Source organism: Stenotrophomonas indicatrix (assembly GCA_041545745.1).
GTDB classification, from domain to species: Bacteria; Pseudomonadota; Gammaproteobacteria; order Xanthomonadales; family Xanthomonadaceae; genus Stenotrophomonas; species Stenotrophomonas indicatrix_A.
Genome location: CP168152.1, coordinates 1,136,783 through 1,162,129, shown reverse-complemented (window position 1 = coordinate 1,162,129; position 25,347 = coordinate 1,136,783). Strand labels below are relative to the sequence as shown.

Genomic DNA, 25,347 nt, shown 5'->3' with positions numbered 1-25,347 from the left:
TCATCAAATCACGGTGTCCAGATCGTCGCGCATCGCTGCGCCGACGGTGAACACCCGCGCCAGCACGAACAGCATCAGCACCGCGACCAGGCCGGTGATCGACATGCCACCGCCCACCTCCATCCAGGCAAAGTCCGGCCCCATCCAGCTGGCGTACAGGCCGATCACGATCGACAGCACCTCCATCGCCAGCATCAGCCAGGCCATGCGTTGCAGGCGCACGGCATTGGCATGGGTGAAGGGGCGTTCGTTGGCCGCAGACCGCAGCAGCCGCGCCAGGTGGCGCAGGAACACCAGGCACAGCACCAGCAGCGCCACGATGGCGGCCAGGCCCACGCAGAAATGCAGGAACAGATACGAACCGTGTATGGCCGCCGCCTGCGCATCGCGCACGCTGTCCAGCAGCCAGCTACGGTCGTAGGCCACCAGCGGCACTGCCAGCAGCGCGGCCAGGATGCCCAGCCAGCACATCGCGCGCACTGCCTGCACGGCGGTCTGGGCCAGGGTGAACAAGCCGCGCGCAGGAAGGGCGCGGGCGGGACGAACGGTCAAGCAGCCTCCGATGAGGAGCGGCCCTGCCGCCCCGGGGTGGATTTATCGATAAACGATATATCACATCCACAGGCTGTTGGCTGAATCGCTTCCGCTCCGGCGCCGTTACCGGGCGGGTGCGGATGCGGGCGGCGCGGCCTGTTCGCGCATCGCCTCGCCCGGCGTGGCCGAGGCCATCGCCTGCACGCCCGCTTCGGCGGCCTGCCGGGTAACCAGCCGGAAGCGCACGCGCAGCTTGCTTTCACCCGGCGTTGCCCAGCCGTACTGGATCGCCACCTGGTCACCGGACAAGGGACCGCGCGAGGGCAGCGAGCGGATCTGCAGCGGCTTCGGCGCGGCCTGCATCAGCCGCGCGAAGCCTTTCTGCACCACCGCCGGATCGGCCTTCTCGGCGTACACGGTGCAGGTGCCATCGTCGGCCCAGCTGACCGCATAACGGCCACTGGCCAACGGCACCATCCACGCCATGCCCGGCTGGCCCTGCAGCAGCGTGGCGGCCTCGGCCGGCTGCAGAGGTGTCAGCCCATTTGCATCCATCAGCGACTGCAGCCGCGCCGGTGCACCGATGTGCTGCATGCAGGCGGTGTCGAACAGTTCGCTGAAGGGATCCTGCGCCGGTGCCTTCGGCGCACGCGCGGGCTGGGCCATCACCACGATCGGCAGCAGCAGGCCAGCCATCAGCCAGGGCGCAGGGCGCATCGCAACTCCAAGGAACGGGAAACAGCGGGGAGGATGGCAAAGCCGGGAGGCAGAACGCAACGGGCATGCCCGCGCTTGACATCATCCAGCCCCAGGAAGAATATCAATTAACGAATTAGTTAACTAATCCCATGGACCGCATCTTCGAAGCCCTGGCCTCCACCGCACGCCGGCAGATCCTGGCCTACCTCAGCGCCGGCGAACTCAGCGCGGGCGAGCTGGCCGAGCGCTTCGATTTCAGCAAGCCGGCACTCTCCAGCCACCTGCGCATCCTGGAAGACGCCGGCCTGATCGAACGCGAGAAGCGCGGCCAGTTCGTGTACTTCCGGCAGGTGCCCGAGCGCCTGGCCAACACGCTGTTTTCCTGGGCTGCCGAAGTCTGTCCGGTGGGCGGCCCGCTGAAGCGCGAAGCGCGCGCACGCCGCAAGACACCCGCCCGCTGAGGAGCACTGCGATGCCCGGTTCGACCCGCACCAGCCGTTCGTTCCCGAGTATCCAGCTTCCGGCACAGGACGGCGGTGGCCCGGTGGAAGTCACCCTGATCGCGCAGCTCGGCCTCGGTGCCGGCGACGCGCTGGTGAGCGATGCCAGCCAGCGCCAGCGCCACCATCCGGCCTTCATCGATGCACTGGACGAGCCCTCCGCTCGGCTGGGCGGCATGCACCTGCAGAACGGCGATGCGTCATCGCTGTACAGCTTCATGGTGGCTGCCGGCGGCCATCCCTTCCATCGCCATGCCGGGCCGCGCATGTTCACCGCCATCGCCGGCAGTGCGGGTGCCGAACTACGGTTTGCCAGCGCATCCGATGGGCAGTTGGCGGACGATCCCTCACACTTCCTGCGGTCGCTGCGCCGTGTCCGCATCCCACCGGACTGCCTGTTCACCGTGCGCTTCGGTGGTGGCACCTGGCATCAGTTCGCCTCGAACAGTCCGGCGCACCCTGCCCTGTTCGCGCTCTCGTGCCACAGCAATGAGCTGGCCGGGGCAATGAGCGAGCAGGCGCGCGAACAGGCACAGGCCAACGCCGCAGACATCCCCAGCCTGACCGACGTGCTGCCTGCCGCGCACTGGCCCACCGCAACCACGCTGGCGGCCACGCCGTTGCTGCAGTTGTCACTGCAGGCGGCGGCACCCAGCCTGCGCGCGCGCCTGTGCGCGCAGACGCGCACGTTGCTCGGGCCGCTGCGCCGCTTCAGCCTGGAGCCACTGCGCGGGTTCGTGGAACGGGCGACGCCGGCGTACCCGGTCTGCAGCAGCGCATCGCCGCCTCCAGCGGGAATGCTTGCCAGCGCTCTGCCGCACAGTCACTACAACGACACGACCACGCTGGCGCTGCACGGCGGGCAGATCGGCCATCGCTCCGCCTCCGCACTGCTGGCCGACGTACTGGACGGATTCCTGCGCAACCCGCCAGCCGGCGTCGGCCGCTTGATGGCCCTGCGCAATCGTCTGGTTGCACCACTGCATCTGCGCACCTCGCCGCTGGGCTGTCCGGTGTCGTCACTGCTGTCCAGCGACCGCAGCCGCGTCTTCGGTGGTCGTTTCCCGGTACTGGATGCGCAGGTGGATGCGGAAGACCGGTGTGCCGAAGTGCTGCTCGGTGCCGATGACCGTCATCTGCGCTTCCGCAGCAGCGTACGCGTGCAGTTCAACGAGGACGGACAGGTCGAAATCAGTCTGGGCTCGCGCGTGCAGACGCTCAATGCGTTCGGTCGCTTCTACATGGCGATGATCGACAGCGCGCATCGGCATTACGTGGCCCCGGCCCTGCTGCGCCGCGCAGTGGAACATGCGCTGGCGCCGGAACTGGCAGCGTGGTCCGGCGCGCCAGCGCACTCCTGACCGATGGATGCAATGCACGGGGCCCTGTGTGGCCTCCGCAATCAAACCACGATTTCACCCTCGTCCTCGCCATCCCAGTAGTGCAGACGGCTGGCGTGCACATGGATCAGCACCAGCCCCGGTGTATCCACGCCCTGTTCGAACCACCGCTCCAGGTCCTTCACCCAGTGCTGGGCCATCGTGCCGCGATCGCGGATCAGCGCTGCCCTGCCCTGCACGTGCACGAACAGCGGCGGCTTGCCCAGCAGCGACTTGCTGCCGGTAAGACCCAGCGCCACGTTCGGGTCGGCGCTGATCTCGCGCACCATGTCGGTGTCTTCCATGGTGAAGAACCAGCTGTCGCCGTCGTAGTCCACATCGCCGTTGTTGCTCATCGGGCGCCCAGCAATCTGGCCACCGGCATGGGTCTGCAGCATGGTGAAATCGATGCCGGCCATCTTCTTGGCCAGTTCAGGCAGGGTGAGCGTGGTCATGGACAGTTCCTTCAACAGGTGGGCGCCCAGCCTCTGTCCAGTGCAGTGACCGAAGCGTGGATGGCTGCTGTCGGCTTCTTCACGCGGTGAGCCGGCGGCGTTCCTGCGCTCAGCGCACTCGCGCTGCAGTGACCATCCACCGTCAACGCGGATAGCGGAACACCAGATCGTCCGGATCGCTGCGCACCGCCTGCGCATCCAGCACACCACCAAGGCGAACCGCCACGGCCTGCGAGGCGCGGTTGTCCGCTGCCATGTAGCTGACCAGGGTCGGCAGGCAACGCACCACGAACGCCCAATCACGCAGCGCCGTCGCTGCCTCGCTGGCGAACCCCTGCCCTTCCTGCCCGGCATACAGCAACCAGCCCAGTTCCTGTTCCGGGAACAGCGGGCCATGGTTGATGCCAACCTGGCCGATGCACTTGCCCGTATCGCGGCGCTCGATCATCAACGCGCCGTGCCCGAACAGATGCCAGCTGGCCAGGTCGTGGCAGAACTGTCCCCACGCGGCAACCTCACCGAACGGCCCGCCCATGCCGCGCGCGCGGGGCGAGGCCAGGAATGCGGCATACACGGGGAAGTCGTCCAGGCGCTGCGCGCGAAGGCGCAGGCGGGGGGTTTCCAGCAGCGGAATGTCGATCACGCGTGTATCGGTCAGTACACGGCCAGGAAACCACAGCCGCGACGCTGTGGCTGGCCTTCAGCCGTCACCTGCACGCTGGCCGATGTATCCACGCCTTCGGCATTGCGGCAGGGCTCGCGCTTGATCTCGACGATGATCGGCTGCTTGCCCAGCTCACCGTTGAGTACCGTCAACGAACTGGGCGCACCGGCGGGCTGGCCGAGGTAGCGCAGCGTGCCGGCGCTGCTGCGGCCAGCAACGGTGAGCGTGGCATCGTGGCTTCCCTTGCCGGTGGAGGCGATCTCGATGGACCAACCGACACCGCCGCCGGTGAAGGCAGGCACCGGGCTGGCATCGACGGCGATCGACGGATGGCGGGGTGCATCGGCGATCGCATCGGCTTGCGGCGCGGCGCTGGCGCAGCCGGAGATCAACCCTGCCAGCAGCGTGTTCGTCACAACGGAACGTAGGGACATGACAGAATCCTGCGGCAGAAGGAGCGCCAGTCTAGGACGCGTTGCGTGCGACAGCGATGAATGACCGCATCAACGATGGCCACCGCCGACGCCACGCTACTGTGATGGACGCAACGGTAGCAGGCACGATTCGACGATACCGCGATATCCATATGCCCTGCTGTCATGTGTTCAATGCACAGAATGGCGAGTGGGATCACACCCCTGCCGTGACCAACCTCTCTCTTTCACTCTTCCGCTAAAAGCGCATGAAGGGAGGAAGCGCCGCACAAGGACGTGTCGCTAACAGCAGGCCCCGGAAAATCTGGCAGACCATGCGGGCCAGCGGGGAACGGAGCTCCGGCGTGGGCGCAAGTGCGGCGCTCTCTTCCACCTCGGAAACCCATCATGGACCTGCTTGCCTGGATTGCGTTCGGCTGCTACCTGCTGGCTTTCGCCGTTGTATTCCTGTTTGCCGCTGCCTACCTGAAACGTTCGGAGTTCATGCCCTACCACGGCCAGGCCGTGGGCATGCCATGGAGCAGGATCGAGCAACGCATGCAGGTGCTGCTGATGGCACTGATCAGGGTTGTGGGAGCAGCTTGGACCGCACTGGCCGGCGCAGGTGTGCTGCTGGCCTGGTTGGTGTTCTTCGGCGGTCATTTCGCGCTGCCACAACTGATTGCCTTCCAGATTTTCTGTCTGATCGCCACGCTGCCACCGGTGCTTGTCGCCTCCGGCGTACGTCGGCGCACCGGTGCACGGACGCCGGTTTCGGCCGGGGCCGCCGTGGTCGTCCTGTGCGTCATGGGCTTCCTGCTTGCCCTTTTGTCGCTGTTACAGCCTGCCTGACCTCCTTCCCTTCCAGGATCCCCAAATGAATCCTCATTCCCTGCTGTACAGCGTGATCAACGGCGATCTTCCACCCTCCAGAGCCGGCCTTCTGCTTGGCTGGCAGTTCATCAGCCATGACGCCGAGCGTGGACAGATCAACGTCGAGTTCGATGCCGGCACGGCACTGACCAACCCGATGGGCAACATCCAAGGGGGATTCCTGTCAGCGATGCTGGACGACTGCATGGGCCCGGCCATCTACGCGACGCTGCCGCCCAACCGCTTGGCAGTGACCGTAGAATCGAAGACCAGCTTTGTCAGTCCTGCACGGCCGGGACGCATCATCGGCTGGGGTGAGATTGAGCACAGCAAGGGCAGCATCGTGTTTACCCGCGGGCGCTTGACGTCGCCCAGTGGCAGGTTGCTGGCGACGGCCACCGCCACGTTCCGGGTTGGGGCCATGCGTTGGCGCGGAGTGCCCCTTCCCCAGTTGGTGGCGCGGCACATGGTGGGTCGCGTGCTGCGACGGGAACATGTCAGGAACGGGTAACACTCTCAGCGTGCCGCACGCCCACCCGTAGCCACCTGCACCCGGTCGCGGCCAAGCGATTTGGCCGCGTACATGGCCGTGTCGGCAGCACGTACCAGCGCGTGCCAGCCGATCGGGTCGAGCGTGCCCAGGGCAACACCGAAGCTGGCAGTGACCCGCAGGATGTCGCTGTTGCTCAACACGATGTCGTTGCCACGCAGTGCTACCCGCAGCGACTCGGCCAGCTGTCGGCCACTGGCCAGATCGCCGTCGGCCAGCAGCACCAGGAATTCCTCGCCGCCGTAACGGGCGACGCTGTCGTTGCGGCGCAGGTGGCTGCGCAGCAACTGCGCCACCTGCACCAGCACATCGTCACCGGCCGCATGGCCCTGCCCATCGTTGATCGATTTGAAATGATCAACGTCCAGCAGAATCACCACCGCCTGCATGCTTCCATCGGCATGCCGCTGTCGTACCAGCTCCTCCAGCGAGCGCCGGTTCAACAGGCCGGTCAGCTGATCGGTATCTGCCAGTTCGCGCAGCTCACGGGTCAATGCCGAACGCTGGTGCGACTTCGCCCGCAGTATCTCGATGGCATCGAACAGGCGCTGCATTTCCGCCATCGGGTGGGTGGCGTGCCGCTCGGCACCCGGCGTGTCCGAGGCGATCTGGATCACCTGCGCCTGCGCCTGCAGCAACGGCCGCAGGATCTGCACGTGGGCGATACGCAACGCCAGCGCAAGCAGCAGCAACGTCCCCAATGCAGTGGCGCTCAGGACAGCCAGGCGTACCGCTTCCTTGTTGCGGGCGTGCTCGAAGCGTGCGATCGAAACGCCGAGGTAGCCATCGCGCAGCGCTTCCAGCGATTGCAGGGTGGGCACGTAGCGTGTGGTGAACTCGGCCGCTGTCCAGGGTGGCGATACGCCGCGCCGGCCATCTTCGATCAGCTGTTCCACCATCGGCAGTGACTGGCCGAAGAACTGGCGACGCGCCATGTCCCAATGCCAGGACAGCGTCGGCTCGCTGCGGAACACCGATTCGTGGCTGGCGGCCAACCGCCACAGCTCCAACAGGCGGCCCTCGGTCTGCTGCGCAGCGCGCACCTGCGGCTCCCGCCATGCGCCGGGCACCGCCAGCGGTACCATCACGTTGGATGCCAAGCGGCCACCGTGCTCGCGCAGGTCGATCAGGATCTGCCCCTGCATGGCAGGAATCGCGGCTTCGCGATCGGCGGCGACCAGGTCGCTGATCTGCACCGACGTCAGCGCCTGCAGCCGGTCGTACACCGCGAACATGCTGTTGATCGCGTGCTCCACCTCCTCTGCCGAGCGCTCGCCCCTGGGCAGTGCGGCGACGCGGTCCACCGCAGCGCGCGCGGTCTGCAGCCGCCGCTGCGCTTCGTGCAGGCGCGGCGTTTCGTCCACCACCCGCGGGTCGTTCTGGAACACGCTCTGCAGGTGCTCCGTCGCCGCGTCCACCCGCAGCCGTGCGACCGCCAGCTGCGCGGCCAGTCGGCGTTGCTCCTGCACATCGGTGCTGTCGGCGCCGAGCAGGCTGTTGGCCGGTCCACGCTCGGCCGACACCAGATTGGCCAGTTCGAAGGTCTGCCGCAGTTGCTGCAAGCTGACCAGGTTGGCCTCGGCTTCGGTGTAACGCTGCGTGCCCTGCACCAGCGCGATGGCCATCAGTGGCAGCGTGCACAGCACGAACAGGCCACCGAGGATCCAGAGCCAGGTCTGCAGTCCGTTTGGCGATGCCCTGTGGCCCATCGATGTACCCCCGGCGTGCGGAGCAGTGTAGCGCTGCACCCGCGTGAAAGCGGGTCAAATCCAGCGCTGGTCCACCAGTTCGCGCTTCACGTAGGCGTAGAACACCGGCGCGGCCACCAGGCCGGGCAGCCCGAACGCCGCTTCCATCACCAGCATGGCCAGCAGCAGCTCCCAGGCGCGTGCCTGGATCTCGCCGCCGACGATGCGCGCGTTGAGGAAGTACTCCAGCTTGTGGATCACCACCAGGTACAGCAGCGCAACCACGGCCACGTAGAACGACACCGACAGTGCGACGATGGCGATGATGGTGTTGGAGATGATGTTGCCCACCACCGGCAGCAGGCCCGCCAGGAAGGTGATCAGCACCAGCGTCTTCGACAGCGGCAGGTGCACGCCGAACAGCGGCAGCACCCCCAGCAGGAAGATGGCGGTGAACACGGTGTTGAGCAGCGAGATCTTGACCTGGGCGAACACCACCTGGCGGAACGCGGTGGCCAGGCGGCCGGTGCGGCCGATCAGCTCCTGCGCCAGTGGGCCCATCTTCGGCAGCGGCAGTTCGTCGTACAGCGCGATCATCGCGCCCAGCACCATGCCGATCAGCACCCGCACCCCCACCTGCACCACCGACGTACCGGCCACGCCCAGCTGGCGCTGGTGCTCGGCGGCCCATTCGTTGACGGCCGCACGCAGCGCCGTCAGGTCTTCAGGGATGTAGGGCTGCAGCAGGGCCGGCACCTGGTGCCGGGAGGTGTTGAGGATGTCCATCAACCGCGCCAGCAACACGTCCGGGCCACCGGTCTCGTTGCGGAAGAACGAGGCCACGCCGATGCCGGCCAGCACCAGTGCACTGATGATCACCGCCGACAGCACGATCACCGCGATCGCCCGTGCCCGCCCAGGACGCAGCTTGCCTTCCACGGTGGAGGCCAGCACATGGGTCAACTGGAACACCAGCAGGCCCGACAGCAGGGTCACCACCAGGCCAAGCTTCAGTGCCAGCCACATGCCCAGCAGCATCATCAGCCAGGCGGCGATGCGTGCGGCGGGAGGCCTGGGCAGGGTCGGGATGACGAGGGACATCGGGGCACATCCTGGTGGGGTGGCCCATGGTAGTGGATTGAGGTGATGCGTCCGCGCATGCGCGCGTTCCTACGGCTCCGCTTGCCCTCAGCGTGCGGCCACCGCCCCTGCCGCACGTGCCAATGCGGCCGCCTGCTGATCACCCTTGCGCTCGCTGTAGCGATCCACCAGGTAGTCCGAACGATCCCGCGTGAGCAGCGTGAACTTGACCAGCTCCTCCATCACATCCACTACCCGGTCGTAGTACGCCGACGGTTTCATCCGCCCGTTCTCGTCGAACTCCTGCCATGCCTTGGCCACCGAAGACTGGTTGGGGATGGTCAGCATGCGCATCCATCGTCCCAGCACGCGCAGCGTGTTGACCGTGTTGAACGACTGCGAACCGCCACTGACCTGCATCACTGCCAGCGTCCTGCCCTGGGTCGGGCGCACGCTGCCGTCTTCCAGCGGCAGCCAGTCGATCTGGTTCTTGAACACGCCGGTGACCGTGCCGTGGCGCTCCGGGCTGATCCAGACCTGGCCTTCGGACCATTGCGACCACGCGCGCAGGCGCTGCACTTCAGGGTGATCGGCGCCGACGCTGTCGAGCATGGGCAACGCATGTGGATCGAACACCCGGGTCTCGCAGCCGAGGTGGCGCAGCAGATGCTCGGCCTCCAGCGCCAGCTTGCGGCTGAACGACTGTGGGCGCAGCGAGCCATACAGCAGCAGGATCCGCGGCGGGTGCGCGCGGCCGGTGCCCAGCAGGATCGGGTCGGGCTGGAGAAGCGAGGCTTCGGCCAGATGCGGGAGGGTGGGACTTGCGAGGGATTCATTCATTCGACTATTCTAGAAATATGGAAACGAAAAATGCAATCGCCGCCCTCACCGCCCTTGGCCATGCCACCCGCCTGGCCGCCTTCCGGTTGCTGGTGGAAGCCGGCCCGGCCGGCCGCATGGCCGGTGACATCGGCGGCGCCCTGCAGGTGCCGCCGGCCACGCTCAGCTTCCACCTGAAGGAGTTGCTGCAGGCCGGGCTGGTCGAGAGCGAGAGCCAGGGCCGCAACGTCTGCTACCGCGCCAACTTCAGTGCCATGACCGGCCTGATCGAGTACCTCACCCACAACTGCTGCGCAGGCTCGCCCGATCCGGCCTGCAGCCCGACGTCCCCTGATTGCGCCTGCTGACCGGAGATCCGCTTCGTGACCACTCAACGTGTCCTGTTCCTGTGCACGGGCAATTCCGCCCGCAGTGTTCTTGCCGAAGCCACGCTGCGGGCGTGGGCAGGCCATCGCTTCGAGGTGTTCAGCGCCGGCAGCCAGCCGGCCGGCGAGGTCAATCCGTTCGCCCTTGCCCAGTTGCAGGCCGAGGGCATCGCCACCGCAGGCCTGCGCAGCAAATCGTGGGACGAGTTCGCTGACGGCGCGCCCATGGACCTGGTGATCACGGTCTGCGATGCCGCGGCCGCCGAGGCGTGCCCGGTGGTGTTCGGCGACTTCGTGCGTACGCACTGGGGCCTGCCTGATCCGGCTGCCGTGGATGGCAGCGCGGAGGACAAGGCGGCTGCGTTCGTGCAGGCCCATGCCATCGTCAAGGCACGGTTGCTGGCACTGCTGGCATTGCCCGCAGCGACCTGGTCCGACCGCCGGCAGTTGAAAGACGCGCTGGATCGCATCGGTTTCGTGCAACCCGAGGATGGCGAGGCGTGAGCGCGCCGGCACCGATGGGGTTGTTCGAGCGCTACCTGACGCTGTGGGTGGCGCTGTGCATCGTGGCAGGTACCCTGCTTGGCCACGTGCTGCCGCAGCCATTTGCTGCGCTGGCGTCGGCGGAGGTGGCCAAGGTCAACCTGCCCATCGCCGTGCTGATCTGGTTGATGATCATCCCGATGCTGCTGCGGGTCGATTTCCGTGCGATGGGCCAGCTCGGCCAGCACTGGAAAGGCATCGGCGTGACGCTGCTCATCAACTGGGCGGTCAAGCCGTTCTCGATGGCACTGCTGGGCTGGTTCTTCCTGCGCCACGTGTTTGCTGATGCGCTGCCCGCCGCACAGGTCGACAGCTACATCGCCGGGTTGATCCTGCTGGCAGCCGCGCCCTGCACCGCCATGGTGTTCGTGTGGAGCAACCTGTGCCGCGGCGATGCCAACTTCACCCTCAGCCAGGTGGCGTTGAACGACGCGATCATGGTGGTGGCGTATGCACCGGTGGTGGCGCTGCTGCTGGGCCTGTCGGCGATCAGCGTGCCGTGGGACACACTGCTGCTGTCGGTGTCGCTGTACATCATCGCGCCGGTGCTGGTGGCCGCACTGTTGCGGCGCTGGCTGCTGGCCCGCAACGGGGAGGCCGGCCTGCAGTCCGCACTGCGAAAGCTGGGGCCGGTCTCGCTGCTGGCGCTGCTGCTGACGCTGGTGCTGCTGTTCGGCTTCCAGGGCGAGCAGATCGTGCGGCAGCCGCTGGTCATCGCCATCCTGGCGGTCCCGATCCTGATCCAGGTCTACTTCAACTCCGGGCTGGCCTACCTGCTGAACCGGCGCCTGGGCGTCGCCCACTGCGTGGCCGGTCCCTCGGCGCTGATCGGCGCCAGCAATTTCTTCGAACTGGCCGTGGCCACCGCCGTGGGCCTGTTCGGCGTGCATTCCGGCGCGGCGCTGGCGACCGTGGTCGGCGTGCTGATCGAAGTACCGGTGATGCTGTCGGTGGTGCGCATCGTCAATGCATCGCGCGGCTGGTACGAGCGGCGCTGAGGCAAGGACGCACCGCGCGGGTCGGCAGGCTGCCGGCGCCATCGCTCTCAACACCCACTTCACCCGTGATGGGATTCGATGGCCGGACAGGAGATCCTGCTGCAGCGCCCGGTCGGTTGGGCAAGGGCATACCGCCCTGCATGGTTGTTGATCATCCCCCGCCCTGCCCACCCTGAGGACGTTGCCGTGGACACATCACTTCACTCCCTTGCGAAGCTGGCCGCCCGCGTTCTGCTGATGCTGCTGTTCCTGGTATCCGGCCTGGGCAAGCAGTCCGACCCAGCAGCGACACAGGGCTACATGGCGGCGATGGGTCTTCCCGGCATCCTGCTGTGGCCCACCATCCTGTTCGAGATCGGCACGGCGCTGTGCATCCTGCTTGGCCTGCAGACCCGGGCAGTGGCCGCGGTGCTGGCCGCCTTCAGCCTGGTCACGGCCTTCATCTTCCACCACCAGCTCGCCGACCCGGTGCAGCAGATCATGTTCCTGAAGAATCTGGCCATCGCCGGCGGCTTCCTGCTGCTGGCCTGCAGTGGACCGGGCCGCTACAGCGTGGACGCCAGGCGCGGGAAGCCCTGAGGCGGAGAAAGCGCGGCATCATGCCGCCTCGCCGTTGCGCTCAGCTGCGTCTGGGCGCAGCCGTCGAGCCCCGCACCATCAAGCTGAACACCAGCGTCTGCTGACGTGGCACGTCGACCTGTTCGATGATGGCCAGCAGCAGGTTGACCGCGCGCTCGCCGATCTCCCGCATCGGCTGCCTGATGGTCGTCAACGGAGGCGTCAGGTAACGCGATGACGCCAGGTCGTCGAAGCCGACGATGGACAGGTCATCGGGCACGCGGATGCCCAGATCCCGGCAGGCCGCCAGCGTCCCCAGCGCCATCTGGTCGCTGAAACAGAAGATCGCGGTGGGTGCGGACGCGACCGTCAACAGCGCCGTCGCAGCCGCATGGCCGGACTCCACCGAGAAGTCACCCGGCACGATGCTGAGGTGGCGCAGACGGCCACGCGCCCTGCCAGCGGCGCGAACCCCTTCCAGCCGTTGCGTATGCAGGGGATTGTCGGGCGGCCCGCCTACCACGGCGATCCGCTCGTGCCCCAGGCCGTACAGGTGTTCCATCACCGCGCGCGCGGCGGCGGCGTTGTCGATGTGGACGCTGGGAATGCCCAGCGCGGGGTCGAACTCGCAGCCGTTGACCACCGGCGCGGCGACACCCCGTTGCTCGACGATATCGCGCGCCGTCGGCGGCAGGCGATGCCCCAGCACGATCAGGCCATCGGCCTCGTTGCGCCGGAGCATCTGCGCGTAACGCTCCTCGCGCTCGGGCAGGTTCTGGGTATCGCCCAGCAGGACGGCGTAGCCGACGGCCTGCGCCGCATCCTCCGCGCCCTGCAGGATCTGCGCGAAGAACGGGTTGGCAATGTCCGGCACAGTGACCAGGATCTTGCCGCTGCGCTGGGTCTTGAGCGTCCGGGCAACGGTGTTGGGAACATAGCCCAGCGCAGCGGCCGCCTGCTCGATGCGCGTGCGGGTGGCCGGCAGGACTTTGTCCGGCCGGGAAAGTGCTCGCGACACCGTCCCGGCAGAGACGCCGACGTGCTTTGCGATGTCGTAGATGGTGGCCATGGCGTTACCTCTTCCTTCCGCTGTGCAGTGCACAACGGGTCTTTCGAAAGCCCCTGCTAGGATAATGCAATCGATTGCATCGAGGGCGAATCATCTTGAAAACGCTCAAGGGTCCAGCGCTGTTCCTGGCGCAGTTCATCGGCGACACAGCTCCTTTTGATCGGCTGGACACGCTGGCCGGATGGGCCGCGGGGCTGGGCTATTCTGGCCTACAAGTGCCGACCAGCGCGCCCCACCTGTTCGATCTGGCCAAGGCGGCGAGCAGCCAGGCGTACTGCGACGACATCGCCGGCATGCTGGCCGGACATGGCGTGCAGATCACCGAGCTGTCCACCCACCTGCAGGGGCAGCTGGTCGCCGTCCATCCCGCCTATGACGCGCTGTTTGACGGATTCGCGCCGCCGGACAAACGCGGTGATCCTGCCGCCCGCCAGGCCTGGGCAGTGGAGCAGCTGCTGCTGGCCGCCAAGGCCAGCCAGCGCCTGGGCCTGACCGCGCATGCCACGTTCTCCGGCGCGCTGGCCTGGCCCTACTTCTATCCCTGGCCGCAACGCCCGCCTGGTCTTGTGGAAGAAGCCTTCGCCGAACTCGGTCGCCGCTGGCGCCCCATCCTGGATGCCTTCGATGCCTGCGGCGTGGACCTGTGCTTCGAGATCCACCCGGGCGAGGACCTGCATGACGGCGCGACCTTCGAGCGCTTCCTCGAGGTGGTGGACCACCATCCCCGCGCGAAGATCCTGTATGACCCCAGCCATCTGCTGCTGCAGCAGATGGACTACCTCGGCTTCATCGACCGCTACCACGCGCGCATCGGCATCTTCCACGTCAAGGACGCCGAGTACCACGCCGGTGCCAGCAGTGGCGTCTATGGCGGCTACCAGGACTGGATCGATCGTCCGGGCCGGTTCCGTTCACTCGGCGATGGGCAGATCGACTTCAAGGCGATCTTCTCGAAATTCGCGCAGTACGATTTCCCCGGCTGGGCAGTGCTGGAATGGGAGTGCTGCCTGAAGCACCCGGAAGACGGCGCGCGCGAGGGTGCTCCCTTCATCCGCGACCACATCATCCGCGTGACGGAGCGCGCCTTTGATGATTTCGCCGACAGCGGCACGGACCCGCAATCACTGCACCGCATGCTGGGAATCTGAGCCATTACCGCCCCGGGAGGGCAAGCCATGACGCACGCGATGTCGCGCTTGGGCGCGATGATGTTTCTGCAGTTCTTCATCTGGGGAGCCTGGTTCGTGACCCTCGGCACCTACCTGGTGCAGGGGCCGTTGCAGGCCAGTGCGAGCCAGGTGGCGACGGCCTTCCTCAGCCAATCGATCGGCGCCATCGTGGCCCCCTTCCTGGTCGGCCTGATCGCTGATCGCTACTTCGCGGCGCAACGCATCCTGGCGGTTCTGCACTTGGCCGGCGCGGTGCTGATGTGGCTGGCGTCCACGGCAACCGACTTCCGCATGTTCTTCGCCTGCGTCATGGGCTACATGCTGCTGTTCATGCCGACGCTGGCATTGGCCAACAGCGTGGCGATGCGCCACATGCAATCGCCCGAGAAACAGTTCCCGCTGGTGCGGGTGGCCGGCAGCGTCGGCTGGATCGTGGCGGGCGTGCTGATCGGCTGGCTGGGCTGGGAGCAGGCACACCGGCTTGAGCTGACCTTCCGGATGGCGGCGATGGCGTCGCTGGCGCTGGGCCTGTATGCGTTCACCCTGCCGCACACGCCGCCGCTGGCGCAGCAGCGCGATGCCGGGCTGGGGCAGATCCTGGGGCTGGATTCGCTGCGGCTGCTGAAGTCGCGCTCCTACCTCGTGTTCTTCCTGTCGTCCATCGCCATCTGCGTCCCGCTGGCGTTCTACTACAACTTCACCAACCCGTACCTCAATGATCTCGGTGTGCGTGGCGCAGCAGGCCTGCAGTCGCTGGGCCAGGTCTCCGAAGTCCTGCTGATGCTGGCCATGCCGTTCCTGTTCGTGCGACTGGGGGTGAAGACGATGCTGGCGGTAGGCATGGCCGCGTGGGTAGTGCGTTATGCCATGTTCGCCTTTGGCGATGCGGGCGGCGGCTTCTCGCTGCTGGTGATCGGCATCGTGCTGCACGGCATCTGCTACGACTTCTTCTTCGTCACCGGCCAGATCTACACCGATGCGCACGCCGGCCCGGCCGCGCGCAGCAGCGCGCAGGGCTTCATCACCCTGGCCACCTATGGCGTGGGCATGTTGATCGGCACATTCCTGTCCGGCGCGGTGGTGGAGCACTTCACCACGGCAGCTGGACCGGACTGGCAGCAGATCTGGCTGTTCCCCGCAGGCGTCGCGCTGATCGTGCTGATCGCCTTCCTGTTGCTGTTCCGCGACCGGCCGGTGGTCGCGGCCGCGCCTTCCACGCCCTGAGGACACCACCCGATGCCAAAGCTTGGAATCGCCATCGTCGGTACCGGCATGATCGGCGCCGTACATCGTCGCGCGGCGCTGCTGGCCGGTGCGGAGATCCGCGGCGTGGCCGCCTCGTCACCGCAACGCGCACGCGACGTGGCGCAGGCGTGGGGTGTTCCGCATGCCTACCGGGACATCGAGGACGTGGTCGCCGATCCACAGGTGCAGGTCGTGCACGTCTGCACGCCCAATCATCTGCACCGCCCCATGGCGCAGGCCGCGCTGGAAGCGGGCAAGCACGTGATCTGCGAGAAGCCGCTGGCGACCACGCTGGAGGATGCGCAGGCGCTGGCGGCACTGGCCGCCTCGAACGCCTTGGTCGCCACGGTGCCCTTCGTCTACCGCTACCACCCGGTGATCCGCGAGGCCCGCGCACGCATCGCGCAGGGCGACCTGGGGCCGCTGCACCTGATCCATGGCAGCTACCTGCAGGACTGGCTGCTGGACCCGGCCAGCAACAACTGGCGCGTGGACCCGGCATTGGGCGGCGCGTCTCGCGTGTTCGCCGACATCGGTTCGCACTGGTGCGACCTGGTGGAATGGGTCAGTGGCGAGCGCTTCGCCGAGGTCAGCGCGGCATTCGACACGGTGATCACCGAACGCAGCACCGACACCGGGCAGAGCTTCACCACAGCGGTGGCCGGTGGCGCGATGCAGGCGGTTGCGAGCGAGGACGTGGCGGCGGCGATGTTCCGGACCGGCGCCGGCACATTGGCGTCGCTGACGGTCAGCCAGGTATCGGCCGGACGCCACAATCGCCTCTGGTTCGAGATCGATGGCGCCAAAGCCAGCGTAGCCTTCAACCAGGAAGACGCCGAGCGGCTGTGGATCGGCCTGCCCGATCAGCGCGAGGAAGTCTTCGTGCGTGGGCCGGGCGGCGGCAGTGCCGAACAACGCCGGCTGTCGGTGTTGCCCGCCGGGCATGCGCAGGGCTACGGACAGTGTTTCGAGGCGTTTGTCGCCGACACCTATCGCGCCATCGAAGGCGAGCAGCCGCAGGGCCTGCCCACCTTCGAAGACGGCGTGCGCTCGGCGCTGATCGTCGACCGCGTCATTGCATCGGCCAGGACACGCGCCTGGACCACCATCGGCTGAATCCCAGGAGACTCTCTTGATGAACACCTCTGTTCGCGGAACTGCAATCCTCGCCCTGCTACTCGCTGCCCTGCCCGTCTTCGCGCACGACATCGCCCCCCCACAGAAGCCCATCGCCGTGCAGATGTACTCGCTGCGCAACGCCGGCCCGCTCGACCAGCAGTTGAAGATCGTCCATGACGCGGGCGTAGGTGCGGTGGAGACGGTGGGCACGCAGGGCGTCAGCGCCGCCGAACTCAAGCAGCTGCTGGACAGGTACGCGATCAAGGCGGTTTCGTCGCACGTGCAGTTGGCCGAGCTGCGCAAGGACCTGGATGGCGTGGTGGCCTTCAACCGGTCGATCGGCAACACCACGCTGGTGGTGCCTTACCTGGACGCGAAGGATCGGCCGACCGATGCCGCAGGCTGGACCGCGCTGGGCAAGGAACTGGGCACGATCGCCAAGCAGTTACGGGCCAAGGGCATGCGCCTGGCCTACCACAACCATGACTTCGAACTGGTCGACTTCAATGGCAGGACCGGCCTGGAACTGCTGTTTGCCGCGGCCGGGCCCGACCTGCAGACCGAGCTGGATCTTGCCTGGGTGGCACGCGCCGGCTACAACCCGGCGGTGATGCTGGGCAAGTTCCGCGGCCGGCTGTTCGCAGTCCATGCCAAGGACAACGCACCCCAAGGCCAGGCCGAAGACGAAGGCGGTTTTGCAGCGGTCGGTCAGGGCGTGCTCGACTGGAACGCGATCCTGCCGGCGGCGGCCGCTGCCGGCGTGCAGTGGTACATCGTCGAGCACGATCAGCCACGCGACCCGGCCAAGGTCATCCAGACCGGCGCGGACTACCTGCGTGAACACCTGACCGTCACCCTGCCCGCCAGCGCACAGCGCTGACGCCCGAAGGAGTCCTGATTGAAAACGATGCTGAAAGTGGCTGTGATTCTGTGCGGGGCGATGCTGGCAACCACGGCATGGTGCAAGGACGACCCTGCAGCCGGTGCAAAGCTCTACACCGCCAACTGCATGGCCTGCCATGGCGCCGATCGCGCCGGCATGCCGGGCGCGTTCCCCGCGCTCACCGACATCGGCAAGCGCCTGGATGCCGCGCAGATCAAGGACAAGATCAGGAAGGGCGGCGGATTGATGCCGCCCTTCTCCCAGCTGTCGCAACAGGAAATCGATGACATCGCCAGTTTCCTGGCGAAGTAGCAGGAAGCCGTTACAACTCGCGCACCCAGATGTTGCGGTAGCTGACCTTGGAATCATGCTCCTGCAGATAGATCGGCGCGCACGCATGTGGCGAGTACGAGGGCGCACCGATGTACTCGGTCTTGCCAGCCAGCACGGTATCGTCCTGTACCAGCACGCCGTTGTGCAGCACGGTGATGCGCGCGGGCGAGGTGAGCCCGCCACCCGGCGAGAAGCGCGGTGCCTTCCAGAGGATGTCGTAGGCCTGCCACTCGCCCGGCGCACGCGAGGCATTCACCCGCGGCATGGCCTGCTTGTAGATGGAGCCCGCTTGGCCGTTGGCATAGGTCGGGTTGTTGTAGCTGTCGAGCACCTGCAGCTCATACAGCTCCTGCAGGAAGATGCCGCTGTTGCCCCGGTTCTGGCCGTCGAAGCCCTTGGTTTCGATCGGCGTGCGCCACTCGACATGCAGCTGGATGTCGCAGAAGCGTTGCCTGGTGCGGATGCCCTTGCTGCCCGGCACCACGGTCAGCGCCCCGTCGGCCACGGTCCAAGGCACGCGTCCACCCTGCTCCGACTCCCAAGAGGAGACGTGCTTGCCATCAAACAGCACGATCGCGTCGGACGGCGCCTTGCCCGGAGGCGTAGTCACGACCGCCGGCACCGGCGCCCACACTTCGGTTTTCTTCGGATCGCGTGCAGGATCGGCAGCGGCCTGCGCGAACGCAGGTGCAGCGGCCAGCACACCGGCGGCGATCAACAGCGGCTTGATCCTCATGGCGTGGTCCATCAGCTGGTCCCCCACGCAGGCGTACCGGCAACATAGGCGAGGTCACCTTCGTAGCGCCCCGGTACCGCGACATAGCGCAGCACTTCGGTCGCGCCGACCTTCGAGGTGAAGAAGCCGAAGATGGTCAGCTGCTTGAGCATCGTGAAGTAATGCGGCATCACTTCTCCTTCCTCGGCGGTGCCGGTTTCGGTCACCTCGACTGCGTGTTTCCTGGCCTCTGCATCCAGCGCCCGCAGCAGTTCGGTGCGGGCCTGCAGCGCAAGTGAAACGAAGCGGCCGCCGGCGCGCTTGTCGATATCGGCCAGGCCGGCGCGGAACGTCGCCTGCTGCCGGGCGGTGTAGCAGTCGCTGACGAACGTCGCCATGAACGTACCGGCGCCTGCTTCTTTCGCCCCCGGCGTCTTCGTGCGCGGCAGGATGGTCTCGGCGATCTCGTCCAGCGTGCCGACATCCGCGTCGGAGAAGCGCGTCTTCGCCCCTGCGGCAGGAGCCTGTGCCTGACCGAGCGCAGGCAGTCCGACCATCGCCGCACCGGTGGCGGCGACGATCATCTTCAGCAGTTCGCGGCGGTCCATCAGAGATTCCCCGCTTTCAGTTCGCGCACGGCGTGGTCGGCCGCCCGCGCGGTCAGCGCCATGTAGGTCAGCGACGGATTCACGCAGGCGCTGGAGGTCATGCAGGCACCGTCGGTGACATAGACGTTGGGTGCATCCCAGACCTGGTTGTGCTGGTTCAGCACGGAGGTCCTGCGATCACGGCCCATGCGCGCGGTCCCCATCTCGTGGATGCCCTTGCCCGGGGCATAGTCGTTGTCGTGCATCTCCACGTCCTTGACGCCGGCCGCCTCCAGCATCTCGGCGGCATCGGCAGCCATGTCCTTGCGCATCGCCAGTTCGTTGGCGCGCATGGCTACGTCCATCGCCAGCACCGGCAGCCCCCACTTGTCCTTGCGGTCCCGGTCCAGGCGGATCGTATTGTCGTGGTGCGGCAGCATTTCGCCGAAACCGGTCATGCCGATGCGCCAGTCACCCGGCACGGTCAGTGCCTCCTTCAGATCGGCCCCGATGTTGAGTTCGGCGATCTCGCGCGACCAGCCGGTGCGGCTGGCACCGCCCTGGTAGCCGAACCCGCGCAGGTATCCTCGCTTGTCGGTAGCAACGTTGCGGAACCGCGGAATATAGAAACCGCAGGGACGACGGCCGAAGTAGTACTTGTCCTCGAAGCCTTCGACCCGGCCGGAGGCGCCGGCACCGAAATGATGGTCCATCACGTTGTGCCCCAGCTCGCCGGACGAAGAGCCCAGCCCGCCTTCCCAGACGTCGGTGGCCGAGCTCATCAGCAGCCAGGTCGAGTTGAAGGAGGAGGCGTTGAGGAAGATCACCTTGGCGGTGTACTGGTAGGTCTGCCCGGTCTCTGCGTCGATGACCTCCACGCCCCGCGCTCGCTTGCGGTCCTTGTCGTAGAGCACTTCCTTGACGATGGAGAATGGCCGCAAGGTCAGGTTGCCGGTCTTCATCGCCGCTGGCAGCGTCGCCGCCTGGGTGGAGAAATAGGCACCGAAGGGACAGCCGAGGATGCACTTGTTGCGGTACTGGCAGTTGACGCGGCCCTGCTCGGGCATGGGCTTGGTGATGTTGGCGGTGCGCGAGTGGATCATATGGCGCGTTCCACCGAAGGCTTTCTGGATCCGCGCGGCCACGTCCTTTTCGACGATGTTCAACGGGATCGGCGGCAGGAACTCGCCGTCCGGCAACACGTCCAGTCCTTCACGCGTGCCGGCGATACCGGCGAATTTCTCCACATGGTCGTACCAGGGTGCGATGTCGGCGTAACGGATCGGCCAGTCGGTGGCGATGCCGTCCTTCAGGTTCGCCTCGAAATCCAGGTCGGAGAAGCGATAGCTCTGCCGGCCCCACATCAATGAGCGACCACCCACATGGTAGCCGCGGAACCAATCGAATCGCTGGGTCTCGGTGTAGGGCGACTCCTGTTCGTCGGCCCACATTCCCTGCAGGTTCTCGGCCAGCGCATAGTCGCGCATCAGCACCGGGAAGGCAGCCTTCATCGCCTGTGTGGGCCGGTTGCGATGCGGGAAATCCCACGGCTCCTTCATCGCATTGACGTAGTCCTTGACGTGCTCGATGTTGCGTCCGCGTTCCAGCATCAGGACCTTGAGGCCCTTCTCGGTCAGTTCCTTTGCCGCCCAACCGCCGCTGATTCCCGAGCCAACAACGATGGCGTCGTAATGATTGTCTGCCATGGATCACTCACCTGGTGGATATCGTTTCAGACGTCGCAGAGGCGGATGGCCTCGCGCAGCGAACCGACGGGATCTGGTGCCGCAGGCATGAATTCCTGCGCCAGATAACCATCGAAACCGGTGTCGCGGATCGCGCGACAGATGGCGGGGTAATTGAGTTCCTGCTGATCCCCGATCTCATGCCGTCCAGGCACGCCGGCGGTGTGGTAGTGCTTGAAGCAGGCGTGGTGCCTGCCGATGGTGGCGATGATGTCGCCCTCCATGATCTGCATGTGGTAGATGTCGTACAGCAGGCCGAAGTTGTCCGAGCCGAGCCGCTGGCACAGCTCCACGCCCCAGGCGGAGTGGTCGCACAGGTAGTCGCGATGATCGACCCTGGAGTTCAGCAGTTCCATCACCAGCACCACGCCGCGCTTCTCGGCATGCCCAAGGATGCGCTTGAGCCCTGCCTCGGCATGGGCCATGCCCTCCTGCGGATCCATGCCGTTGCGGTTGCCGGAAAAGCAGATGAGATTGCGATAGCCGGCATCAGCCACCAGATCGATGTGGCGCGTATAGCGCTCCACCAGCTGGTCGTGGAACTCGCGGCCGGCAAAGCCCTTGGTGAGGCCCAGCTCGGCGCCGTTGCACATCGAGCTGTATACGCCATGGGCCTTCAGCGTGGGCCAATCCTCCGGGCCCACCAGGTCGATCGCGGCAAAGCCAATGTCCTTCACGGTCTGGCAGAGCTGGGCCATCGACTGCCCGGGAAAGGTCCAGCGCGCAACGGAGTGCTTCAGGTTGCCCTTGAGGGGCGCGGTAGCTGCAAACGCAGGCAGCACGCCCGCAGCACCCAGGCCAAGACTGCCGGCAACCGCGATGCGCAACGCATCGCGCCGCGTGAGCCCCGGGGCCGGGGACGGTCTGATCGAATGGATGGACATCCACCTTCCGGCCTCCCAACCGGTATCAAACACTGACGATTTCGCCGCAATGCAATCGATTGCACCATAGGGGAGGAAATTGTTTTTTTGCAAGACGCAGTGCAAGAAATCTCATGCTGCGGGGCACAACGTCGACAGGAGTCTCTGGAAAAAGAAAAGCCCCGCATGGGCGGGGCTTTCGTTCTTCCTGCTGACAAGCGTTCGATCAGAACGGTTGTGTACACAGGAGTAAATCAGACTAGCGCTCGAGTGGACGAAAAAATACCTTTAAATCAATAGCTTAAGAGAAAGCTAGGAGACATTTTCCTCAACCATGCGAGCTGATTCAGTAGATTTTCCAGCCCGCTAGCGCGTGACCCGGCCCTTCAGAGCGCAACTGCCGTCTGCCGCTGGCGCTTGTCTAAGCCCTGGTAGCACAAGAAAAGAATCGGCCTACTCGGCATCGGACCTCCAACAGCGGTAGCAGGACCGGTGCCACGCAGCCCCTCCACGCCCGGCATGCACGTTGGTTCTGCCTGAGGTCCCGCCGAGCAACAAGCCGCGGGGCGACTCATCGTGCAATCACATGCGTCGGATTCTGTAGCCACTAATCACTGGATTGCGCATGGCGAACGCCCAGCTCCAACCTCCTCCCATCAAACGTCCTCCAAGCAGCGCCACATGCCCCAGCCTCCTCGCTGCCGGCGACACTGCGAACTCAGCCGGAAGCCCTTTCTTCACCGCCTTGTCTAAGGCTTTCGTCAATCCAGCATTGGGCGTGATGAGTTCGATTTGCTCACCAGGCAGTAGTCCATTGAGCAGTCCCACCAACGCGGCTCTCCCGCCCAGCACGCCTATATTGGAGGTTTGTTCGGGCTTCCACTTTTGAATTCGAATCAATCGCATAAATCGAGACTTCGACCGCTTCACTACATGGAGCTGCACCTTCCCGAATCCAATCGGCTCCAGTACATAGCGATACGCAGGATTCCACTCGCAGGCGGGCTGGCCACGGTCGGGACTCGACAGTACAAGCACGCGGGTCACGTTCCACTGCCACTGTAGCCAAACTGCGACTGGCAGAATCGGGGCCAGGAGCATCATCATTCCCGCTCGGAACATCGAAGGGCTCATTCCAGCGGAGACGGACTTTAGAACCAGTCCCGTCACACCAAGAATGCTCCAGACCACCGTCCAAGTCATCGCTGCGCTCTGCGTCACCAAGTAACGCACACGCCCCTGGCGCCGTTCGATTATTCCCCAGAATGCGAACAGCGCAACCACAGACAGCAGCGAGCCTATGTAGATCCATGACCACACCGGTATCCATTTCCAATAGAGAACTTCCCAGTCCAGCCAGTTCATGCTTGCCCTCCAATGAGTTGCCTTCTATATCGGCAACTTGGAAGAAAAGATGACCCCGACGTTGTTGAGCGAACTCTGGGTACTGGCTTGAACACGGTGAAGCGCCGCACCGACCGGCGCCTGGGCGCGGCCTTCCCGCGTGCTGTCCGCGCAGTGCCACGGCTCGCGTCGCAGAGTTCGGCCTCGGCACCCGCTTGATTCTCAGCCCCCCCCCCTCCCGCGCGCGACGACCTCACGGAGACTGCGGACCGCGCGCCGGAAAGTTGATCAAAGACTCATGCAATCTGACGCAATCGTCGTCAGCCAAGGTTGACGGAAACCTCCGCCATTACACTTTTGACGCAAGGTCGCTACACTCTCCAAATCCATGGGGGCGTAGGGACAGCACGTGGTTGATCTTGTAGACACCAATGACGCGCTAGGGGCGATTGACATTGGAGAGGCATACCTCACGTTTTTGGGAACAGGTTTTGAAAAGATATCATCCCTGATATTTCAGCCTTGCGCTGACTTGATCACATCAGACGATGGCATCCATGCGGTTGACAGGGAAAGTCTGGCCCTTAAAGCCACTGCCTTCCTCAAGCTTGCCAGGTTTAGAAACATCGACTTCGCGACCGCACCCGAATACCTATTCCCTTGGCAAACATTAGTCGAAGCAGCAAAGAATGGAATTCACCCTCGACAGGGGGCACTTTGGTCGATCTGCTTCGAAAGCATAAAACCCGATGAGCTCAGTGGCGTCATTGAAGTTCTCAAGGATAACAAGATCACAGTTATCGAACCCGTTCTGGCGGCCTCAGGCGGCAGCTTCATCAACCTGCTTTGCCACTTCTTTTGGGCCAGAGATTCCAACGGAAACTTGATACCCATTGCCATCTTCCAAGCTAAGACAGCGCCGATGGGCGGAATTGATTTCGAGCGCGACGGGTTAATTTGCGGAACCGTGATCTATCGCTTCGGCAAAGCCGACGAAAATAGACTTATCTGTCTGATATGCTCAGACTCACTCAACCCCAAATTCCATCCCGACGTAGTTGAGAAAGTCAAACAAAATACAATAATCGCCCACCTCCAATTGAATCCAGATCCGGCCGCTGCCGGATTCAGATCCTACCGCGACCATTTCAATTGCTCCGCCCCGAGAACCGTCGAAATACTATCTCTCAATTGGGCAAAAGGTACGGCGATAGCTAAAGGTGACAGGCGGATTCCGCTCATACTCCAACCCAAGAGCATATATTACCGAACCTTGGAGGGCATCAATGAGAGCGACACAACTATTACTAGCAACGATCAGAAGGGTTGCTATCTAACCAATTTTCATCGCTACAGAACTGCGGCTTATGTCTTCCACCCTCACGAGAACGTTTTCGAACTCAAAATATCAAAGCCCCTCATGATCGGAGCGGCCGCCGTAGCCAGACCCACTGGGATAGCGGTGGTCGCGCGTTACGAGTGGGACTCTAACGAGTGGGTGTCGTGCACTCAGCATGCTGACAATAGCTTCGCAAGTTATCTAGCAGGAAAGCCTGCCACAGACATTCATTTGACGCCTTACAAATCCCAGCCAATGGATTTGGAAAGAGTCATACAGCTTTCGACTGGGAATATCCTGACTGACGAGGCATTCCACTGGAAAGGAATGTTGTCATTTCACTTGGAGGACGACGACACCCCTTCTCGAGTCCAGCTTTGCTGGTTCGACGACGGACTGGGTGGCCAGAATAGACATGAGTGTTTGAGGAGGTTTAACTCCCTGGTTGCGATCGTAGACAACCCAACGAAGTTGCCAGCGCGCTTGGCTTCTTTCCGCTCATTGAAACCTTCACTCACATACAATCCGTCGCCACAGGTTAGACGCTACAGGAACCTAGTTGTTGGCGATAATCGAGCTACTGTTGTTAATCTGGGATCCTCGCCACCAACCTCCGTCCTAGAGAAAACCAAGGACAATCTGTCAAAGCGTCTATTTGATTGCGGAGAAGATATCCTTCTACTTTCGATCCTATACCGTAATGACGCCGGCGACGTAGAGGACTACATGGACACAACTCCCCCTCTGATCAGTCAAGATCCAGACTGCGACCCCACAAGCATAACGGCGGGCTAAAG

General features: G+C 64.7%; 28 protein-coding genes. 14 read left to right on the top strand and 14 right to left on the bottom strand.

The features are described from left to right. Window positions 1-3: 3 nt before the first annotated feature. Together ACEF39_RS05350 and ACEF39_RS05345 are read right to left on the bottom strand one after the other, a co-directional pair. A complete protein-coding gene (locus tag ACEF39_RS05350) occupies window positions 4-471 on the bottom strand; it encodes a DUF2975 domain-containing protein (RefSeq protein ID WP_500287973.1) in 468 nt (155 codons plus the stop codon). 186 nt (window positions 472-657) lie between these two features. Beyond that, complete coding sequence (locus tag ACEF39_RS05345; RefSeq protein ID WP_165376517.1) at window positions 658-1,251, bottom strand: NMCC_0638 family (lipo)protein; 594 nt, start codon at window positions 1,249-1,251, stop codon at window positions 658-660. 131 nt (window positions 1,252-1,382) lie between these two features. Between ACEF39_RS05345 and ACEF39_RS05340 the strand changes: the two genes are divergently transcribed. Both ACEF39_RS05340 and ACEF39_RS05335 read left to right on the top strand, forming a co-directional pair. Continuing rightward, on the top strand, window positions 1,383-1,694 hold the full coding sequence (locus tag ACEF39_RS05340; RefSeq protein ID WP_089239470.1) for a metalloregulator ArsR/SmtB family transcription factor: 312 nt from the start codon (window positions 1,383-1,385) through the stop codon (window positions 1,692-1,694). Window positions 1,695-1,705: 11 nt separating this feature from the next. Beyond that, window positions 1,706-3,094: a DUF2867 domain-containing protein gene (locus ACEF39_RS05335; protein WP_500287206.1), complete on the top strand. Its 1,389-nt coding sequence runs from the start codon at window positions 1,706-1,708 to the stop codon at window positions 3,092-3,094. A 41-nt stretch (window positions 3,095-3,135) separates the two neighbouring features. Here ACEF39_RS05335 and ACEF39_RS05330 read toward each other — a convergent pair whose 3' ends face one another. The 3 genes from ACEF39_RS05330 to ACEF39_RS05320 all read right to left on the bottom strand — a co-directional run bounded on the left by ACEF39_RS05330 (window position 3,136) and on the right by ACEF39_RS05320 (window position 4,665). Next, on the bottom strand, window positions 3,136-3,567 hold the full coding sequence (locus ACEF39_RS05330; RefSeq protein WP_500287205.1) for a pyridoxamine 5'-phosphate oxidase family protein: 432 nt from the start codon (window positions 3,565-3,567) through the stop codon (window positions 3,136-3,138). Window positions 3,568-3,709: 142 nt separating this feature from the next. Continuing rightward, the gene (locus ACEF39_RS05325) at window positions 3,710-4,210 is read right to left on the bottom strand and encodes a GNAT family N-acetyltransferase (protein ID WP_500287204.1); all 501 of its coding nucleotides are present in this window, start codon (window positions 4,208-4,210) and stop codon (window positions 3,710-3,712) included. Window positions 4,211-4,221: 11 nt separating this feature from the next. Beyond that, window positions 4,222-4,665, bottom strand: coding sequence for a hypothetical protein (locus ACEF39_RS05320; RefSeq protein ID WP_500287203.1), 444 nt, complete (start codon window positions 4,663-4,665; stop codon window positions 4,222-4,224). A 387-nt stretch (window positions 4,666-5,052) separates the two neighbouring features. On the opposite strand from ACEF39_RS05320, the gene ACEF39_RS05315 reads away from it, so the two are divergent. Further along, window positions 5,053-5,496, top strand: coding sequence for a hypothetical protein (locus ACEF39_RS05315; RefSeq protein WP_500287202.1), 444 nt, complete (start codon window positions 5,053-5,055; stop codon window positions 5,494-5,496). A gap of 25 nt (window positions 5,497-5,521) precedes the next feature. Further along, a complete protein-coding gene (locus tag ACEF39_RS05310; RefSeq protein ID WP_500287201.1) occupies window positions 5,522-6,028 on the top strand; it encodes a PaaI family thioesterase in 507 nt (168 codons plus the stop codon). Between the two features lie 5 nt (window positions 6,029-6,033). Here the strand turns inward: ACEF39_RS05310 and ACEF39_RS05305 are convergent, their stop codons facing one another. The 3 genes from ACEF39_RS05305 to arsH form a co-directional block, all read right to left on the bottom strand. Beyond that, window positions 6,034-7,776: a GGDEF domain-containing protein gene (locus ACEF39_RS05305; RefSeq protein WP_500287200.1), complete on the bottom strand. Its 1,743-nt coding sequence runs from the start codon at window positions 7,774-7,776 to the stop codon at window positions 6,034-6,036. Between the two features lie 54 nt (window positions 7,777-7,830). After that, window positions 7,831-8,796: an AI-2E family transporter gene (locus tag ACEF39_RS05300; protein WP_500287972.1), complete on the bottom strand. Its 966-nt coding sequence runs from the start codon at window positions 8,794-8,796 to the stop codon at window positions 7,831-7,833. A 147-nt stretch (window positions 8,797-8,943) separates the two neighbouring features. Then, window positions 8,944-9,675: an arsenical resistance protein ArsH gene (gene arsH / locus ACEF39_RS05295; RefSeq protein WP_500287199.1), complete on the bottom strand. Its 732-nt coding sequence runs from the start codon at window positions 9,673-9,675 to the stop codon at window positions 8,944-8,946. A gap of 17 nt (window positions 9,676-9,692) precedes the next feature. Between arsH and ACEF39_RS05290 the strand changes: the two genes are divergently transcribed. The 4 genes from ACEF39_RS05290 to ACEF39_RS05275 all read left to right on the top strand — a co-directional run bounded on the left by ACEF39_RS05290 (window position 9,693) and on the right by ACEF39_RS05275 (window position 12,160). Next, window positions 9,693-10,022 (top strand): ArsR/SmtB family transcription factor, encoded by a 330-nt coding sequence (locus ACEF39_RS05290; protein ID WP_500287198.1) that lies wholly within the window; start codon window positions 9,693-9,695, stop codon window positions 10,020-10,022. A 15-nt stretch (window positions 10,023-10,037) separates the two neighbouring features. Continuing rightward, a complete protein-coding gene (locus ACEF39_RS05285; protein ID WP_500287197.1) occupies window positions 10,038-10,544 on the top strand; it encodes an arsenate reductase ArsC in 507 nt (168 codons plus the stop codon). A gap of 14 nt (window positions 10,545-10,558) precedes the next feature. Beyond that, window positions 10,559-11,581, top strand: a complete 1,023-nt coding sequence (arsB, locus tag ACEF39_RS05280; RefSeq protein ID WP_500287971.1) for an ACR3 family arsenite efflux transporter — start codon at window positions 10,559-10,561, stop codon at window positions 11,579-11,581. A 186-nt stretch (window positions 11,582-11,767) separates the two neighbouring features. After that, entirely contained in the window at window positions 11,768-12,160 is a 393-nt protein-coding gene (locus tag ACEF39_RS05275; protein ID WP_500287196.1) for a DoxX family protein, read from the top strand. A gap of 40 nt (window positions 12,161-12,200) precedes the next feature. Here the strand turns inward: ACEF39_RS05275 and ACEF39_RS05270 are convergent, their stop codons facing one another. Next, window positions 12,201-13,208, bottom strand: coding sequence for a LacI family DNA-binding transcriptional regulator (locus ACEF39_RS05270; RefSeq protein ID WP_500287195.1), 1,008 nt, complete (start codon window positions 13,206-13,208; stop codon window positions 12,201-12,203). Window positions 13,209-13,303: 95 nt separating this feature from the next. Between ACEF39_RS05270 and ACEF39_RS05265 the strand changes: the two genes are divergently transcribed. The 5 genes from ACEF39_RS05265 to ACEF39_RS05245 are packed head-to-tail and all read left to right on the top strand — an operon-like array spanning window position 13,304 to window position 17,936. Further along, entirely contained in the window at window positions 13,304-14,356 is a 1,053-nt protein-coding gene (locus ACEF39_RS05265; protein ID WP_500287194.1) for a sugar phosphate isomerase/epimerase family protein, read from the top strand. Between the two features lie 27 nt (window positions 14,357-14,383). Continuing rightward, window positions 14,384-15,601, top strand: coding sequence for a nucleoside permease (locus tag ACEF39_RS05260; RefSeq protein ID WP_500287193.1), 1,218 nt, complete (start codon window positions 14,384-14,386; stop codon window positions 15,599-15,601). Between the two features lie 12 nt (window positions 15,602-15,613). Continuing rightward, window positions 15,614-16,738, top strand: a complete 1,125-nt coding sequence (locus ACEF39_RS05255) for a Gfo/Idh/MocA family protein (RefSeq protein WP_500287192.1) — start codon at window positions 15,614-15,616, stop codon at window positions 16,736-16,738. Between the two features lie 19 nt (window positions 16,739-16,757). Then, the gene (locus ACEF39_RS05250; RefSeq protein WP_500287191.1) at window positions 16,758-17,621 is read left to right on the top strand and encodes a sugar phosphate isomerase/epimerase family protein; all 864 of its coding nucleotides are present in this window, start codon (window positions 16,758-16,760) and stop codon (window positions 17,619-17,621) included. A 27-nt stretch (window positions 17,622-17,648) separates the two neighbouring features. After that, window positions 17,649-17,936, top strand: coding sequence for a c-type cytochrome (locus ACEF39_RS05245; RefSeq protein WP_500287970.1), 288 nt, complete (start codon window positions 17,649-17,651; stop codon window positions 17,934-17,936). A 10-nt stretch (window positions 17,937-17,946) separates the two neighbouring features. On the opposite strand, the gene ACEF39_RS05240 is transcribed toward ACEF39_RS05245, so the two are convergent. From ACEF39_RS05240 to ACEF39_RS05220, 5 genes are all read right to left on the bottom strand, one after another. Continuing rightward, on the bottom strand, window positions 17,947-18,693 hold the full coding sequence (locus ACEF39_RS05240) for a 3-keto-disaccharide hydrolase (RefSeq protein WP_500287190.1): 747 nt from the start codon (window positions 18,691-18,693) through the stop codon (window positions 17,947-17,949). A gap of 11 nt (window positions 18,694-18,704) precedes the next feature. Then, window positions 18,705-19,280, bottom strand: coding sequence for a gluconate 2-dehydrogenase subunit 3 family protein (locus tag ACEF39_RS05235; RefSeq protein ID WP_500287189.1), 576 nt, complete (start codon window positions 19,278-19,280; stop codon window positions 18,705-18,707). Next, on the bottom strand, window positions 19,280-20,965 hold the full coding sequence (locus ACEF39_RS05230) for a GMC oxidoreductase (RefSeq protein ID WP_500287188.1): 1,686 nt from the start codon (window positions 20,963-20,965) through the stop codon (window positions 19,280-19,282). Before ACEF39_RS05230 ends, ACEF39_RS05235 begins: the two co-directional genes overlap by 1 nt. Before the next feature lie 26 nt (window positions 20,966-20,991). Further along, a complete protein-coding gene (locus ACEF39_RS05225; protein WP_500287969.1) occupies window positions 20,992-21,888 on the bottom strand; it encodes a hydroxypyruvate isomerase family protein in 897 nt (298 codons plus the stop codon). 561 nt (window positions 21,889-22,449) lie between these two features. After that, the gene (locus tag ACEF39_RS05220; protein WP_153675080.1) at window positions 22,450-23,232 is read right to left on the bottom strand and encodes a hypothetical protein; all 783 of its coding nucleotides are present in this window, start codon (window positions 23,230-23,232) and stop codon (window positions 22,450-22,452) included. Window positions 23,233-23,620: 388 nt separating this feature from the next. Here ACEF39_RS05220 and ACEF39_RS05215 point away from each other — a divergent pair, with 388 nt between their 5' ends. Continuing rightward, window positions 23,621-25,345, top strand: coding sequence for a hypothetical protein (locus ACEF39_RS05215; protein ID WP_153675079.1), 1,725 nt, complete (start codon window positions 23,621-23,623; stop codon window positions 25,343-25,345). Window positions 25,346-25,347 lie beyond the last annotated feature (2 nt).